This is a genomic window from Acinetobacter sp. 197 (assembly GCF_048148385.1).
GTDB classification, from domain to species: domain Bacteria; phylum Pseudomonadota; class Gammaproteobacteria; order Pseudomonadales; family Moraxellaceae; genus Acinetobacter; species Acinetobacter pecorum.
The window spans coordinates 74,688-88,812 of sequence record NZ_JAYWZK010000003.1 but is presented as its reverse complement, the minus strand read 5'-3'; the positions used below and the strand labels follow the sequence as shown (position 1 = coordinate 88,812).

18 protein-coding genes are annotated in these 14,125 nt (G+C 45.1%); 13 read left to right on the top strand and 5 right to left on the bottom strand.

Annotation, left to right across the window (positions count from 1 at the left end):
* Positions 1-59: 59 nt before the first annotated feature.
* Positions 60-938, bottom strand: a complete 879-nt coding sequence (locus VXQ11_RS04490) for a permease (RefSeq protein WP_416705518.1) — start codon at positions 936-938, stop codon at positions 60-62.
* A 186-nt stretch (positions 939-1,124) separates the two neighbouring features.
* On the opposite strand from VXQ11_RS04490, the gene tatA reads away from it, so the two are divergent.
* The 4 genes from tatA (at position 1,125) to VXQ11_RS04470 (ending at position 4,984) form a co-directional block, all read left to right on the top strand.
* Complete coding sequence (gene tatA / locus VXQ11_RS04485) at positions 1,125-1,343, top strand: Sec-independent protein translocase subunit TatA (protein WP_064094827.1); 219 nt, start codon at positions 1,125-1,127, stop codon at positions 1,341-1,343.
* A 9-nt stretch (positions 1,344-1,352) separates the two neighbouring features.
* A complete protein-coding gene (gene tatB, locus VXQ11_RS04480) occupies positions 1,353-1,775 on the top strand; it encodes a Sec-independent protein translocase protein TatB (protein WP_144724545.1) in 423 nt (140 codons plus the stop codon).
* Complete coding sequence (tatC, locus tag VXQ11_RS04475) at positions 1,772-2,548, top strand: twin-arginine translocase subunit TatC (RefSeq protein WP_416705517.1); 777 nt, start codon at positions 1,772-1,774, stop codon at positions 2,546-2,548. The genes tatB and tatC overlap by 4 nt, the downstream gene beginning before the upstream one ends.
* 195 nt (positions 2,549-2,743) lie before the next feature.
* Positions 2,744-4,984 carry a PhoX family protein gene (locus VXQ11_RS04470; RefSeq protein WP_416705516.1) on the top strand — a complete coding sequence of 747 codons (2,241 nt, stop codon included), beginning with the start codon at positions 2,744-2,746 and terminating at the stop codon, positions 4,982-4,984.
* Positions 4,985-5,037: 53 nt separating this feature from the next.
* Here VXQ11_RS04470 and VXQ11_RS04465 read toward each other — a convergent pair whose 3' ends face one another.
* Positions 5,038-5,817, bottom strand: a complete 780-nt coding sequence (locus tag VXQ11_RS04465; RefSeq protein ID WP_416705515.1) for an NRDE family protein — start codon at positions 5,815-5,817, stop codon at positions 5,038-5,040.
* Between the two features lie 93 nt (positions 5,818-5,910).
* On the opposite strand from VXQ11_RS04465, the gene lgt reads away from it, so the two are divergent.
* From lgt to VXQ11_RS04450, 3 genes are all read left to right on the top strand, one after another.
* Positions 5,911-6,720 carry a prolipoprotein diacylglyceryl transferase gene (lgt, locus tag VXQ11_RS04460; protein WP_064094832.1) on the top strand — a complete coding sequence of 270 codons (810 nt, stop codon included), beginning with the start codon at positions 5,911-5,913 and terminating at the stop codon, positions 6,718-6,720.
* Positions 6,721-6,812: 92 nt separating this feature from the next.
* A complete protein-coding gene (locus VXQ11_RS04455; protein ID WP_416705514.1) occupies positions 6,813-7,205 on the top strand; it encodes a hypothetical protein in 393 nt (130 codons plus the stop codon).
* Positions 7,198-7,584, top strand: a complete 387-nt coding sequence (locus VXQ11_RS04450; RefSeq protein WP_416705513.1) for a hypothetical protein — start codon at positions 7,198-7,200, stop codon at positions 7,582-7,584. Before VXQ11_RS04455 ends, VXQ11_RS04450 begins: the two co-directional genes overlap by 8 nt.
* 15 nt (positions 7,585-7,599) lie before the next feature.
* Here the strand turns inward: VXQ11_RS04450 and VXQ11_RS04445 are convergent, their stop codons facing one another.
* Positions 7,600-8,112 (bottom strand): CHAP domain-containing protein, encoded by a 513-nt coding sequence (locus tag VXQ11_RS04445; RefSeq protein ID WP_064094835.1) that lies wholly within the window; start codon positions 8,110-8,112, stop codon positions 7,600-7,602.
* Between the two features lie 410 nt (positions 8,113-8,522).
* On the opposite strand from VXQ11_RS04445, the gene VXQ11_RS04440 reads away from it, so the two are divergent.
* From VXQ11_RS04440 to msrA, 6 genes are all read left to right on the top strand, one after another.
* On the top strand, positions 8,523-9,014 hold the full coding sequence (locus VXQ11_RS04440; protein ID WP_416705512.1) for a lipocalin family protein: 492 nt from the start codon (positions 8,523-8,525) through the stop codon (positions 9,012-9,014).
* Positions 9,015-9,194: 180 nt separating this feature from the next.
* Positions 9,195-10,037: a thymidylate synthase gene (gene thyA, locus VXQ11_RS04435; RefSeq protein ID WP_416705511.1), complete on the top strand. Its 843-nt coding sequence runs from the start codon at positions 9,195-9,197 to the stop codon at positions 10,035-10,037.
* Between the two features lie 198 nt (positions 10,038-10,235).
* Positions 10,236-10,748: a dihydrofolate reductase gene (locus VXQ11_RS04430; protein WP_064102242.1), complete on the top strand. Its 513-nt coding sequence runs from the start codon at positions 10,236-10,238 to the stop codon at positions 10,746-10,748.
* Between the two features lie 26 nt (positions 10,749-10,774).
* Positions 10,775-11,818: a DUF4105 domain-containing protein gene (locus VXQ11_RS04425; RefSeq protein ID WP_416705510.1), complete on the top strand. Its 1,044-nt coding sequence runs from the start codon at positions 10,775-10,777 to the stop codon at positions 11,816-11,818.
* Positions 11,819-11,924: 106 nt separating this feature from the next.
* Positions 11,925-12,386, top strand: a complete 462-nt coding sequence (locus tag VXQ11_RS04420) for an META domain-containing protein (RefSeq protein WP_416705509.1) — start codon at positions 11,925-11,927, stop codon at positions 12,384-12,386.
* Positions 12,387-12,489: 103 nt separating this feature from the next.
* A complete protein-coding gene (msrA, locus tag VXQ11_RS04415) occupies positions 12,490-13,014 on the top strand; it encodes a peptide-methionine (S)-S-oxide reductase MsrA (protein WP_416680440.1) in 525 nt (174 codons plus the stop codon).
* A 64-nt stretch (positions 13,015-13,078) separates the two neighbouring features.
* Here msrA and VXQ11_RS04410 read toward each other — a convergent pair whose 3' ends face one another.
* On the bottom strand, positions 13,079-13,483 hold the full coding sequence (locus VXQ11_RS04410; RefSeq protein WP_416680442.1) for an ExbD/TolR family protein: 405 nt from the start codon (positions 13,481-13,483) through the stop codon (positions 13,079-13,081).
* Positions 13,483-14,106, bottom strand: a complete 624-nt coding sequence (locus VXQ11_RS04405; RefSeq protein ID WP_064094843.1) for a MotA/TolQ/ExbB proton channel family protein — start codon at positions 14,104-14,106, stop codon at positions 13,483-13,485. Before VXQ11_RS04405 ends, VXQ11_RS04410 begins: the two co-directional genes overlap by 1 nt.
* Between the last annotated feature and the right edge of the window lie 19 nt (positions 14,107-14,125).

The window sequence follows — 14,125 nt, the reverse complement described above, 5'->3', positions numbered from 1 at the left end:
TCTAAAGCTTTTACATCCTCTCTAACTCTCTCTAGGGGTGAGAGAACCTTTTTATGTTTTTATAATCCCGGCATCAATACATGCACGACTGCCCCATATAAGGCAATCAAGATCGCGCTGGCCAAAGTCCCCGAAGCAATATATTTGGCGGAATGGCCTGTTCCCTGATAATGGGTTTCCAGTGCCACAATATTGGCTGCAGGCGGCAATAAAAAGAACATCAGCATTACCGCATAAGTCAGCGTCTGCTGCGGAATAGGTAAATAATAAGCGGCAACACACAGCAAAACCGCAAACAGCCCTCTATAAAAAATCAGTTGCAGACTACGCATTAAATCGAAGCGGCTGATCCGCACATTGCTCAGCCACATTCCCAGCACACACATGCCGCTAAAAGTCACCAGCACTTTATTGGCCTGATACAGTATCTCTATCCAAGGCACTTGCTGCCAGTGACTCAAATCCCAAAATGATAATAGAGCTGCCACCGACAGTGCCACCACAGGTGGTGAGAGCAGTACATTTTTTAAAATATAGCCACTATCTTGTCTGGCTTCACTGACTGCCATTACCGCACAGACATTGCCAAACAAGGAACCACCGATGTATAGGGCCACCACGGTACTGGTCGCTTGCGGGCCAAAAACTGCCAGTGCAAAAGGAATCCCCAGCCACGCCCCGTTTAAATAGCTCAAACATAAGGCACGCAGTTTATTTTTCAGGGTGAAATAAAACAAGGCAAAGAATACGCAGGAACAGAAAAAGCTGAAGGCAATCAGCCACAAACTGCCCTCTTGGTAAAACACCATATTGTAGATAATCAGTACTGGAATCAGTACTCGCGCCAATAAAGCAGCCAAAAAAGGTCGAATCGGTTTTAAATATTGCACCCCCCAATAACCAGTCAAAAAAGACAGGAGGGGAAGAATCAAGGCCATGACAATGCTGCTGAGATTTTCATATCAGGCTGTATGCTAGCACAGTATGTTTTTCATTGAATTACGAAATTTTTTATATGAGTGATTCATTCCCCTGCTGCCGTGTCGGCAAACTGTCATCAAAGCGTCACTCCACTGTCATACAAGCCTGCTGAGATAGGTGCATGAAATATAGAGGATAAACTAATGGCAGGATTATCAATTTGGCATGTGCTGATTTTTGCAATTGTGGTGATTTTATTATTTGGCACATCCAAGCTTAAAAATCTGGGTAAAGACGTGGGCGGCGCGATTAAAGACTTTAAAAAATCAGTCAAGGATGAAGAGGCTGAACAGGCCAAGCTTGCAGAGCCACGTACCATTGATGCCCAAGTCAAAACCTCTGAACATTCGGCTAAAAGTTAAGAGTTCGCTATGCTCAATATTGGAATGACCGAGCTGCTGATTTTCGGAATTATTGCACTTTTGGTTCTTGGACCAGACAAGCTTCCGGAAGCAGTACGTTTTGTCGGAACATGGTACGGCAAGATCAAGCGTATGGTGAGCAATGTTCAGAATGATCTTGATCGTGAATTACGCCTGTCCGAATTGCGTGAACAGATGCAGGCTGAAATGCAACGGATTCAGGAGCTGGAAGCCAGAATGCAGGCACAAATGGCAGATTTACAGCAGCCGATTGCAGCTGATCAACTAAAAATAAAACCTCAGTCTGCTCAGCCCTTGCTCAGCTATCAGCCGGTGCAACAGCCCGTATCCTCCGTGTATTTACCCCAGTCTCTAGCAACTCAAAACGTAATGTCTAAACCTTGCTATACAGATATAAAGGTGGCCGTATGACAACCTTGCCAACTACACCAGCCTCCAATGATGCTGCAGCGCTGAATCTGGAACAGATGCCAATCACCCAGCATTTGGTGGTATTAAGAAAGCATCTTTTTAAAGTGGTTGTGATCCTGATTGGCCTGTTTTTCTGTCTACTGCCCTTTGCCAATCAGACTTATCAAAGGCTGTCTGAACCACTACGGGCACAATTACCCGCCAGCTCGACCATGATTGCCACGGATGTCACCGCAACCTTCATGGCACCGTTTAAGCTGAACTTCTTTGTCGCGCTGATGATCGCGATGCCGTTTATTTTGTATCAGCTCTGGAGCTTTATTAAGCCTGCACTGTATGCCAGGGAAAAGAGTCTGGCCTTGCCGCTTTTGGTCGGCAGTATCGTACTGTTTTATACCGGCATCAGCTTCGCCTATTTTGTGGCATTACCTTCGATACTGCATTTTTTTATCAGTGTTTCGCCGGAAACTGTGGCCCCGATGACCGATATCAACAGTTATCTCAGCTTCTGTTTAAAGCTGTTTCTGGTGTTTGGTTTTACCTTTGAAATCCCCATTATTACCCTGGTTCTGATCCTGATTGGCGCAGTTTCAACACAGACACTGATCGAGAAACGGCGCTTTATTATTGTAGGCTGCTTCTTTGTGGCAATGTTCGTCACACCTCCAGATGCCCTGTCGATGATTATGCTGGCTGTTCCCATGTGGCTACTGTTTGAACTGGGTTTACTGGCAGGAAAACTGATCGAAAAACGTCGTTTAAAGACCGAATAATAACAACCCGCCAAAACAAGAACTCATCTATCTGTTCAGGCAGCCTTGGCTGTCTTTTTATTTTATATAATTAATAAAACACTGATTTATTTAATTTTAATGTCATATTTTCTTAAGATTACTGTCACATCCCAAGCTTAAGGTATTGAAAACTTCTACACCACCAAGCACTTACTTTTTAATTGGGACTTTAAAATGAAAAACGAAGATATGATACCTTGCCAGGATCTGGTTGAAGACAGTAATAATTCCAATAATACCCACTTCCAAACGATCCTGAATCAATATATGAACCGCCGTAGCTTTATTGCAAAAACAGGCAGTGGTGCCATGGCATTGGCATTTGCTGCGTCGGTCAGTGGCTGTTCCGATGACAATGACGATGATACTTCTGTACCAGAAACACCACCAGCCAATGAAAAACCAGTAGATCAGCACGCCTGGAGCGATCTGGCGCAACGTCCAAGCAAGTTCTCGTTTAAAGCGGTCAAGAAAAACACCCAGAACTTTTTTACGGTGCCAGAAGGCTATGAGTTAAATGTACTCTATGCCGTCGGCGATCCAATCAATAGCAGTGTGCCAGAAAAATTGGATACAGAACTTCCATCAGGCGCTTCTTATCAGTTCCGTGCCGGGGATAACCATGACGGCATGTCCTTCTTCGGTATGGATCCACAGAAAAAAAATTATGCTGCAAAACAGTCACAACAAGGTTTGTTGGTGCTGAACCATGAGTATCTGCAACAATCGCAGTTACACACGCCAGGCGGTACGATTACGGTAGATGGTAAACGCCCTGAAAACCAGATTTTACGTGAAGTGAATGCACACGGGGTATCGGTGGTCGAAATCCAGAAAGACCCGAACACCCAGGCCGTCAAAATCAACCTGAACTCACCATTTAACCGCCGTATTACCGCTGCCACTGAAATGGAATTACGTGGTCCGGCACGCGGTTCAGACCTGATGAAAACCCGTTTTTCGCCTGCAGGCACCCTGACGCGCGGTACCTTTGCCAACTGTGGTAATGGTTATACCCCGTGGGGAACTTATCTGACCGCGGAAGAAAACTGGAGCGGCTATTTCTCCCGTGACGAAGGCGATGTACGTACAGATGCCGAACAAGTTGCTTTGTCGCGTTATGGTCGTGGCGGTCCGGCAACCAGCCAGTATCGCTGGGATAAAACCGATGCTGAACTGACGGGTGAGCGCGATCTGTATGACCGCTGGAATATTACTGCACAGGCGGATGGCAGTGCCCTTACTGACTATCGCAATGCCATGAATACCTGTGGTTTTATTGTTGAAATTGATCCGTTCAGTGCCAGTGCCCGTCCGGTAAAACGTACTGCCTTGGGTCGTTTTGCCCATGAAGATTGCCGTTGCAGTAATCCTGTACCCGGTCAGCCGCTCGCATTCTATATGGGGGATGATGCAACCGGTGAATATATCTACAAATTTGTATCGGATGCAAAATGGGATCCTAAAGACGTCAACGGCGGTTATGCAGTCGGTGATAAATATATGGATCAAGGCACCTTATATGTCGCCCAGTTCAAGGAGGATGGTACCGGTCAATGGCTAGAACTCAGCCATGGTAAAAATGGCCTGGATGCATCAAATCCGGTGTATCCATTTAAAGACCAGGCAGATATTGTCGTGCATGCACGTCTGGCAGCCGACTATGTTCAAGCCACTAAAATGGACCGTCCGGAATGGGTAGCAGTAAACCCGGAAAATGGCGAAGTCTATGTAACGCTGACCAACAACGGTAACCGTGGGCGTGCTTACCCGACTGATGCAGCCAATCCGCGTAGCTATATTGATTTCAAGGGTTCAAGTGCCAGCAACTCAGGCAATATGAATGGTCATATCATCCGTTTTAGTGAAACTGAGAATACGGTCAATGCCACTGCATTTGCCTGGGATATCTTCCTGTTCGGTGCAGAAGCACGTGCTGCATCCAACATCAACCTGTCAGGTCTGGATGATCTAAATGACTTCTCCAGCCCGGATGGCATGTGGTTCGATCCGCGCGGGATTCTGTGGATTCAGACCGATGATGGTCAGTATACCGATGAAACCAACTGTATGATGCTGGCAGCACTGCCAGGTAAAGTAGGGGATGGAACCAAAGCGCTTGCTGCCAGCACCAAGGCAGAAGGACAAGCAACCTTTGTTGGTGCCAAGCTGAAGAATGATCGGGTTCGCCGTTTCCTCACCGGCCCATCAGGCTGTGAAATTACCGGTGTGACCATTACCCCGGACTACAAGGCGATTTTCGTCAACGTTCAGCATCCAGGGGGTACATGGCCAGCCAACCAAAGCGAGCGTTATAGCCGTTTAGGCAAAGTACCTCGCTCTGCGACTGTGGTGATTACCCGTAAAGATGGCGGTGCTATTGCGGGTGAAGCTTTGGAGCAAGCGACAGCATAAACAGCGATTGTGAAAAAATGCCGGCAGATGTCGGCATTTTTTATATCTGACACTTATTTTAGTTTGATTATTTTTTCAATAATTTGGCCTGCGGTCGCACCTTGTTGTGACTTTTCGATCCAGTGCCATTGTCCCTGCTGCATTCTCAAAAAATTGGAGCAACGGGTACCATAGGCCGGACTCTGGATAAAAGTCGAAGACAGCAGTTGTTCCATTTCCACTGAGATACCGGTATCTGGCAACAGCTCCGGAATCACCTTGCGTTCATCTTCCAAAATATCCCAGACTGCATGACACAGCTCCGCTTCTGCAATCTTTTGTTGTTGCAGCATCGGTAATAGTTCCTGGGTAAAGCGTTTCCGCAAATGCCGGGTCTTGTACCAGTCTTCACTCATCAATCCGTTTGAAACGACATAGACCCCATGGGCCAGTACGTGCGGTGCTTCCCCGCGATTGCTCATATACACCGCCTGCTGCTGGTCTCCCACAAACAGGTTAAAACCAGCATAATCACACTGTCTCTGTTCCAGATCTTGCGCGAAACGAATCGGAGTTAAGTCAGAATTTAAAAAGTCTTGAATAATATGTCCACGTGAAGTTGGATAGTATTTTTTGTCCTGTCCGTCGCGGAAATTGGTGATCACCGCCCATCTTCCTGAAGCCGTAATGCCCATCCAGGTACCACCAGACTGTAAATCTTGCCCAGCAATAATCGGACTATTTTCCCATTCATATAAGCCATGCGTGGGACGTTGATAAAACTCGTCACGATTTGAAATCAGACATACTGGGGTCTGATCCAGAACCTGCCAAGCCAGTGCCACAATACACATAATTGATGCCCTCGATCTTTACACATTGAATGTACAACATTTTTCTTTGCTTTCAGCTAAAATCTGTGCAAAACAGAATCACAAGGAACAGGAATGCTCACCTATCCAAACATTGATCCCGTTGCGATTTCGCTCGGGCCTTTGCAAGTCCACTGGTATGGACTCATGTACCTCCTGGCTTTTCTATTTGCCTGGGGACTGGCAACTTATCGCGCTAAACAGCGTGGCTGGACGCCAGATATGGTCTCGGATCTGATTTTCTTTGGTGCTCTGGGTGTAATCATTGGTGGCCGTGTGGGCTATGTTTTATTCTACGGTTTTTCCCAGTTCCTGGCCGACCCTTTATGGCTCTTCCAGATCTGGACTGGCGGCATGAGTTTCCATGGTGGCTTCCTCGGTGTGATTTTGGCCATGTTGTGGTGGTGCAAGAAATATAAGATGACCTGGTTCCAGACCCTGGATTTTATCGCACCTTGCGTGCCGACAGGGCTGATGTTTGGCCGGATTGGTAACTTTATTGGCGGTGAACTGTATGGCCGTCAGGTGACCGATCCAAACTTTGCCTGGGGCATGATTTTTCCGACCGATCCGCTGCAACTGGTGCGTCATCCATCTCAACTCTATCAGGCATTGTGTGAAGGTCTGATCCTGTTTATTGTGCTGTGGTGGTTTAGTTCCAAGCCGCGTCCGCGTATGGCAGTTTCGGCACTGTTCCTGATCGGTTACGGCTTGGCACGTTTTGTGGTCGAGTTCTTCCGTGAGCCGGACAATGGCCAGCTGTTTATTGGCTGGATGAGCAAGGGACAATTCCTGAGCCTGCCAATGATCTTGATTGGCTTGTGGATGATGTGGTATGCCTACCAGAAGAAAATTTATGACTGGGGCCCACAAAAAAACAGCTGAGAAAAGAGCTGAATTTAGCGAGGCAGAGGCCTCGCTTTTTTATATCCAAAATATGCTAAAGTGCCGATTATCTCTTCTATTCTTTCATTATTATGCTTGAGTTCTGGTTTAATCCGCAGGTATCTGTTTTCAAAAAACTGTTGATTTTTATTGTGATTGCTATGGCAGCTGCAGGCTTGTACTGGATGGAGCCGCTGCCCTTAGATGCGATTCTGATGTTTGTCGGTACCGGCATTGTTTTTCTGATTTGCCGTTACTGTAAAATCCACTTTGCCAGTAAAAATCCGACTGACTTGCTGTATAGACTCCTGACCTGGATTCCAATTGCCTTATTGCTTGCTTTGGTTTTTATGAACATGCAGCAGGGTGAAATCCTGATTCCAGGCGCGCAGGGTATTGCCTTTATGGCTCTGGCGATTTGCCTGTTTTCTCCCATGTCCCTGCTCAATCAGAACAAATCAGATTCGGGTTCACCCCATGCTTGAGTTCTGGTATTCGGAACGCTGTACCCGTCAAATCAAGCTGATGGTCATTATTGCGACCTGTATTTTGATTTATGCAGCATCAACTGTGGCCCAGTTAGGTTCGGTATTTGTTGGCGTGAGTTTAGCGATTGGAATTGCTGTGCATTTATTGCACCATTCCCGCCTGAAAATTTCGAAGTCCAATCCCTATGCAAATGGCTTTACCGCCTTGAGCCGGGTCATTCCCATCATTGCCTTAATTACCCTATTCGGCTATTTGCCCGAGCAACATGCGCAATGGACAAAATTTGCTTTGGGTCTGCAATGTTTTGGTTTTACCGCGATTGGACTATTTATAGTCTCAGTCTATGAAAACCGCGCGAAACGTTTCAAAGAGTGAACTTTGCACAGTTTTTTAGAAGTATGTTTCCAGACGATAGTAACTATAGGTCAGGTTTTTGGTGCGATAGATTGCATGACTATTCTGCTTGAAGTCTGATACCCAGGCAGTTCCTGAATATGCTGCAATGTGTCCATATTTATGATTTGAGGTACGATCAATAATATAGATATCACCTTTTTTAGGGCGGTCAAAAGAAGCATTAATTTTCTTATAACCCAATTGCATCAGGGTATTTCCCCAGTCTGCTGCGGCGACCGGATGATTCACGATTTTGGCACCCGAAGATTGCAGCCCGACACGAATACTGCGCGCGCATTTTTGGGTACTGGTTCGACGGGTAATACCCTGCAAATAGCTTGTGAATTTCTCGATATTGATACGATGACCGTTGCTTGAACTTACGGCTTTATGGATAGAACCTGTTGAAGGTTTTTTGGGATTTTGTTCAGCCTGAGAACGTAATATGATGTTCGCTTGAGCAGGTGCATGTATTGCACTCATGTCCATTGGTTGATCATAAACCATGCTTTACCTTTTACTCCACGCCGTAAATATCGGCTTTCATTTGTTAACGAACGGAGAATACTAGCCGGTTAAATGTTATTTTTCACATTCAATATGTAATAAAATTTTTCTATTGTTCGTTTAATGAAACTAAACTATTATTTTTTTTCGTATTATTTTTTAGGAAATTTTTTATAAAAAATAAGATTTAATTTAGTTTTTTTTAATATTAATCCCGTCAAAGTAAATTATTACAATCTCAGATTTCCTTCTATATTTATTCTCTTAACTATTTATAGGCAGCATTATTGCCAATTTTACTTATCGAAAAAAAGGATAACAATTTTCTACAGGATTACATCGCTTTAAGCCTTAGCTGATGTATTAGACTGATTCAGTACAAATTATTGAAGTGAACGGAGAAGAAAAAAATGAATCAGGATTTAGCTACTGTTTCTAATTTTGATCTGGAACATTATTTAGGAACCTGGTATGAAATTGCGCGTTTGCCGATGAAGCACCAACCTGAAGACAGCACTGATATTTCTGCAGTTTATAGCCTGAATGAAGATGGTACTGTTCGGGTCCAGAACCGTTGTCTGGATGGCGGTGGAAAGCTGGATGAAGCAATTGGAGAGGCCAGTATTGTTGATGCAGAGCATGGCAAGCTGGAAGTCAGCTTCTTGCCTGAAGGTTTGCGCTGGGTGCCTTTTACCAAAGGAGATTACTGGGTGCTCAAACTGGATGAACAGTATGAAACTGCTCTGGTCGGGGAGCCACACATGAAGTATCTATGGCTACTGCATCGTAAACCAACGCTGGATGAGGCCACCAAACAGCAATATCTGGCCTATGCAGAATCACTGGGTTATGACCTGTCTGATCTGATTCATACCGTTCATACGGGCCAACCCACCGCTTAAACAAAATAAATTGAACCATTCAAAGGCATCTCTCAAGGATGCCTTTTTTATTGCGATTGCTCTCTGGTTGAATCAGTTTTATCGCTATGCGGAAGTACTAAAAAAAATGTTATGATGAACGCAATTTTGAGTTGCTCAGTTCAAAGAAAAGCAATTTTCAACAAATTTTAAGAGAGACCTATGCGCCAATATCTTGACCTTTTACAACATATCCTCGACCACGGCGGTGATAAAGGCGACCGTACCGGAACAGGTACACGCTCGGTATTTGGTCATCAGATGCGCTTTGATCTTTCTAAGGGATTTCCCCTACTCACCACCAAAAAAGTTCACTTCCGTTCCATCGTGATTGAACTGTTGTGGTTCCTGAAAGGTGATACCAATGTAAAGTATCTTCAGGACAACAAAGTCACGATTTGGGATGAATGGGCAACTGCGGAACAGACAGCGCGTTTTGGCCGTCCTGAAGGCGAACTTGGTCCGGTATATGGTCATCAGTGGCGTAACTTTGGCGCAACCAAAAATCCAGATAGCAGCTATAAACAGGATGGTTTTGACCAGATCCAATGGCTGATCAATGAAATCAAGACCAATCCAAATTCACGTCGTCTGATTGTCTCTGGCTGGAATCCGAATGAAGCGGGTCAAGTGGCATTACCACCCTGTCATACCCTATTCCAGTTTTTTGTGCATAATGGCAAACTCTCTTGCCAGCTGTACCAGCGTAGTGCCGATGTGTTTTTGGGCGTCCCGTTTAACATTGCCAGCTATGCCCTGCTGACGCATATGATTGCGCAGGTCTGTGATCTGGACGTCGGTGATTTTGTCTGGACCGGTGGCGATACCCATTTATATGCCAACCACTTTGAACAAGCACAATTACAATTGAGTCGTGAGCCACTTGGTCTATGCCAGTTAAAATTGAACCCTGAAGTCAAAGACCTGTTCGATTTTAAATTTGAAGATATTGAAATTGTCGGTTATGAATCACATCCAGGTATCAAAGCACCTGTCGCTGTTTAATGTTCTTTATTCTAAAGTTCCCTCTCCTCCTAGGAGAGGGCTAGGGAAAGGCCTTTTACCATGCGTAACGCCTCTCCCTTGCAAAATATATTCCCAGGCCTAAAGCATGAAGGCAGTCAATATAGATTTTTAACCTTTCCTTCGTACAAGTAAAACATTACACGAAGAACTTTGGGTTTGATGAGAAGGATTCAATACATGTCATTTCAAGATTTAGAAGTTGTACACGTCGTGGCAATGGATCAGCAGCGCTGTATTGGCAAGGACAATGACCTGCCTTGGCACATCTCAGCAGATCTTAAACATTTCAAGGAAATCACTCAGGGCGGCGTAATTGTGATGGGTCGCAAAACGCTTGAATCCATGGGCCGTGCCCTGCCCAAACGTGTGAACTGGGTGATTACCCGGGATGCCGACTGGTCTTTTGAAGGCACTAAAGTTGCGCATACGATTGAGGATGCCTTGAATCAGGCTGTAGCAGATGTAAAAGCCTCGGAAAATCCGAAGTCCATTTATATTATTGGCGGCGGCGAAATATTTAAACAGACCCTGGATATCGCTGATCGTCTGGAACTCACCCATGTCGAACTAGATGTAAAAGGTCATGCCTATTACCCGGAGATTCCGGCCGAGTTTGAAAAAGTTGCATCAGAACAACATATTGATGACAAATCCGGTATTGCATTTGAGTTCGCAACATACAGAAAATAAAGCCTATTTTCTATAAAAGATTGAGCATGCAAGGACGCAAAAAACCGGAAAAGCATTGGAGCCTGTGGTTACTCGGCAGTCTGTTTAGTTTATTTGTCCTGTGTTCAAGCTTGTGGTTAAGCCTGATGCTCTGGGTACAACAGCCTTTGGGTAAAATTGGCAGCATAATTCTGATAGGTCTTTGGCTCGCATTTGCACTGGTTGTTCTCGGAATTTATTTTACTCGGCATCTGATTTCCCGCCAGGTGGATACCGTACTCTATCTGCTGGCCTTTCTGTTCAGCTTGTTGGCTTACTTCAGCATGGAGCCACGTCAAGATCGTGACTGGAACCCTGAAGTTTCCAGGCTGCTCTCCTATGAACAGCGAGGCAATCTGGCCACCCTGCACAATATCCGTAATTTCGACTGGCAACCGGATGGCCGCTATACTGAGCGCTGGGAAAGCCGCAGTTTTGATCTGAACCAGATTACCGGAGTGAATATCATCACGTCTTACTGGATGGGACCAAAAATTGCTCATACTCTGGTCAGCTTCGATTTTGCTAATCAAAAGCCACTCACCTTTTCGATTGAAATCCGCAAGGAGAAGAATGAGAATTTTTCAGCGATAGGTGGCTTTTTCCGAAAATATGAATTGAGTCTGGTGGCATCGGACGAAAAGGATATCATTTATACTCGCAGCAATGTCCGCGGCGAACAGGTCTATTTCTTTCCGGTAAAGATGCCACAAGCTCAAGCCAAAGCATTATTTGTGGAATATCTCCATCAGGTCGATGCACTGGCCAAACAGCCGAAATGGTACAACACCCTGACCAGTAACTGTACTACGCTGGTCTTTGATATGGTGCAGGCAGTTTCGCAACAACAATTGCCCTCAGATTATCGGTTACTTGCCTCCGGCTATTTACCGAACTATCTTTATGATCTGAAAGTACTGGATCAGTCCTGGGATATGCATACCTGGTATCAGCGAGCACACGTTAATCCACGGGTGAAACAGACCGCCGAGCTGTCCAGTCAGGATTATTCACATCTGATCCGGCAGGGCCTGCCAAAACCAGACATGTGATAACTCTACAGTAATATCCACTTCAATAAAGATACAAAATCAACTGGAACCTTAATCATTTTTTTGTTTAGATACAAATGGCTAATCTATGATCAGGGTATCTCTCATGCTAAAAAAATTTACTGCCATCGCCATTTTAGGTTCGGTCTTAACGGTCATGGGTTGTGAAACTGTCCCATCTACCGCCACCACACAAACCGCGAATCATTTACAACTTTTGCAGAATCGCACTTGGATCGCTACCCAGATTGGCAATACTGAAATCAAGACAGTACCAGCAGCAAGCAATATTCCAAGCCTGCAATTTGATGCCAGCACCCAGCGTGTTTCAGGTTCAGATGGCTGTAACCGGATCATGGGCAGCTATACAGCGGGTAAAGACACCTTGAATTTGAGTCAAATGGCCACTACACGCATGGCCTGTATGAATAATGGTCAACTAGATCAAAAATTTAATGAAGCTTTAAGCAAAGTGACGCATTATCAAGTATATGGAAAAACATTGAAACTGTTGGATCGACATGGCAACTTGTTAATCCAGCTGGAAAGTGCGGTTCAGCCACGCTAATAAGCCTCCTACAAAAAGCCTGCATTTACAGGCTTTTTTATCTTTCATACTGGTGGGCTAGAATTAAACCATCAGCCTATTTCAATTGAATGAGGAATCAACCATGCAACAAGCACTTTTCGGTGGTGGATGCTTTTGGTGTACTGAGGCGGTATTTTTACAAATCCAGGGAGTCCAGCAGGTTCTGAGTGGCTATGCAGGTGGCCATACGACTAATCCCAATTATGATGACGTGTGCGGGGGTGAAACCGGACATGCTGAAGTGATTCTGATCGATTTCGATGAAAACCAGATCAGTTATACACAGTTACTTGATGTATTTTTTGCAACCCATGATCCAACAACCTTGAACCGTCAGGGCAATGACGTTGGCACCCAATATCGTTCTGTGATTTTTTATCTGAATGATGAGCAACAACAACAGGCACAGCAGGCGATTGATGCCCTGAAAGCCGATGGTATCAATATCGTGACTGAACTCAGCCCTGCCCCGACTTTTTATCCTGCAGAAGAATATCATCAGAACTTCTTTGCCAAGAATCCCACTCAAGGCTATTGCAATTTTGCCATTCCACCAAAATTGAACAAATTACGCAGTAAGTTTACAACCTTGTTAAAAACTCATTAAGTTTCATGAAAAATAGGCATAAAAAAAGCGACTGCAATCAGTCGCTTTTTTTACTCACTGAATCTTAGTTATCAGTTGCAAAAGCGATATCGCTGAGTCCGGCTCCACTCGCGCGCGACATGACTTGCGCCACCGCATCATAACGTGATTCTTTATCTGCTTTCAGCACAATCGTCGGCTGACGTTCAGACTGTCCGGCTTCATTGAAGCGGGTTTCAAGCTGCTCTAACGTCAGTACATCGCCATTCCAAGCAATGTCACCTTCTGCATTGATACTGATGGTGACATTTTCAGGCGGCAGATCGATAATTTCCGCAGTAGTTTGTGGCAAGGTTAATGGAATTGACGGGTTCGCAACGGTCGCTGTCACCAGAAAGATGATCATCAATACCAACATAATGTCGATGAGTGGAATGAGGTTCATCTCATTCATGCCTACATCGTTGTCTTCACCCAGTTGAAAAGCCATTAAGCTTGACCTCCCACGAAACTTTGTTGCGTAATCTGCGCATCAGATTTTTTTGCAGCAGATTCCTGTTGCAGCATGGTATCAATCAACAGACCATGCGCCTGATCTTGCAGTTCATGTGCCAGGCCACGATTCATACGCACACAGATGTTATATGCCAGTACCGCAGGAATCGCGACGGCCAGACCCAATCCGGTCATAATCAAGGCCTCACCGACTGGGGTTGCTACTTGTGCAAGGCCAGCCTGACCACTTTTACCAACCGCAACCAGTGCATGGAAAATTCCCCATACCGTACCGAACAAACCGACAAAAGGTGAAATTGAAGCAATTGTACCAAGAACCGATACACCTTTTTCGGCATTGGCTTTCTCTGCTGAAATCTGGCGTAACAGCGCCTGTTCTGCCACTGCCTTACGCTGTTCAAAGCCCAAAGGAGCCAGTTTGGTTTTCAGTTTTTCCAATGCCTGAGATAACTGAGCATAGGCAATCTGTTTCAATTGGCGAGTGCCCATCAAACGCAGCACAAAAATGGTCCATGTCGCAATCGACATTGCCAATAACACGAAATACAGCGTTTTACTGACTGCATCAGCGTGTTGCCAATAAACTGAAAAGTTCATATTCGAACTCCTAATGGGT

Excerpts from the sequence above, each read along its gene's own strand:
- VXQ11_RS04490 (WP_416705518.1), bottom strand. The coding sequence starts at position 938 with ATGGCCTTGATTCTTCCCCTCCTGTCTTTTTTGACTGGTTATTGGGGG.
- tatA (WP_064094827.1), top strand. The coding sequence starts at position 1,125 with ATGGCAGGATTATCAATTTGGCATGTGCTGATTTTTGCAATTGTGGTG.
- tatB (WP_144724545.1), top strand. The coding sequence starts at position 1,353 with ATGCTCAATATTGGAATGACCGAGCTGCTGATTTTCGGAATTATTGCA.
- tatC (WP_416705517.1), top strand. The coding sequence starts at position 1,772 with ATGACAACCTTGCCAACTACACCAGCCTCCAATGATGCTGCAGCGCTG.
- VXQ11_RS04470 (WP_416705516.1), top strand. The coding sequence starts at position 2,744 with ATGAAAAACGAAGATATGATACCTTGCCAGGATCTGGTTGAAGACAGT.
- VXQ11_RS04465 (WP_416705515.1), bottom strand. The coding sequence starts at position 5,817 with ATGTGTATTGTGGCACTGGCTTGGCAGGTTCTGGATCAGACCCCAGTA.
- lgt (WP_064094832.1), top strand. The coding sequence starts at position 5,911 with ATGCTCACCTATCCAAACATTGATCCCGTTGCGATTTCGCTCGGGCCT.
- VXQ11_RS04455 (WP_416705514.1), top strand. The coding sequence starts at position 6,813 with ATGCTTGAGTTCTGGTTTAATCCGCAGGTATCTGTTTTCAAAAAACTG.
- VXQ11_RS04450 (WP_416705513.1), top strand. The coding sequence starts at position 7,198 with ATGCTTGAGTTCTGGTATTCGGAACGCTGTACCCGTCAAATCAAGCTG.
- VXQ11_RS04445 (WP_064094835.1), bottom strand. The coding sequence starts at position 8,112 with ATGGTTTATGATCAACCAATGGACATGAGTGCAATACATGCACCTGCT.
- VXQ11_RS04440 (WP_416705512.1), top strand. The coding sequence starts at position 8,523 with ATGAATCAGGATTTAGCTACTGTTTCTAATTTTGATCTGGAACATTAT.
- thyA (WP_416705511.1), top strand. The coding sequence starts at position 9,195 with ATGCGCCAATATCTTGACCTTTTACAACATATCCTCGACCACGGCGGT.
- VXQ11_RS04430 (WP_064102242.1), top strand. The coding sequence starts at position 10,236 with ATGTCATTTCAAGATTTAGAAGTTGTACACGTCGTGGCAATGGATCAG.
- VXQ11_RS04425 (WP_416705510.1), top strand. The coding sequence starts at position 10,775 with ATGCAAGGACGCAAAAAACCGGAAAAGCATTGGAGCCTGTGGTTACTC.
- VXQ11_RS04420 (WP_416705509.1), top strand. The coding sequence starts at position 11,925 with ATGCTAAAAAAATTTACTGCCATCGCCATTTTAGGTTCGGTCTTAACG.
- msrA (WP_416680440.1), top strand. The coding sequence starts at position 12,490 with ATGCAACAAGCACTTTTCGGTGGTGGATGCTTTTGGTGTACTGAGGCG.
- VXQ11_RS04410 (WP_416680442.1), bottom strand. The coding sequence starts at position 13,483 with ATGGCTTTTCAACTGGGTGAAGACAACGATGTAGGCATGAATGAGATG.
- VXQ11_RS04405 (WP_064094843.1), bottom strand. The coding sequence starts at position 14,106 with ATGAACTTTTCAGTTTATTGGCAACACGCTGATGCAGTCAGTAAAACG.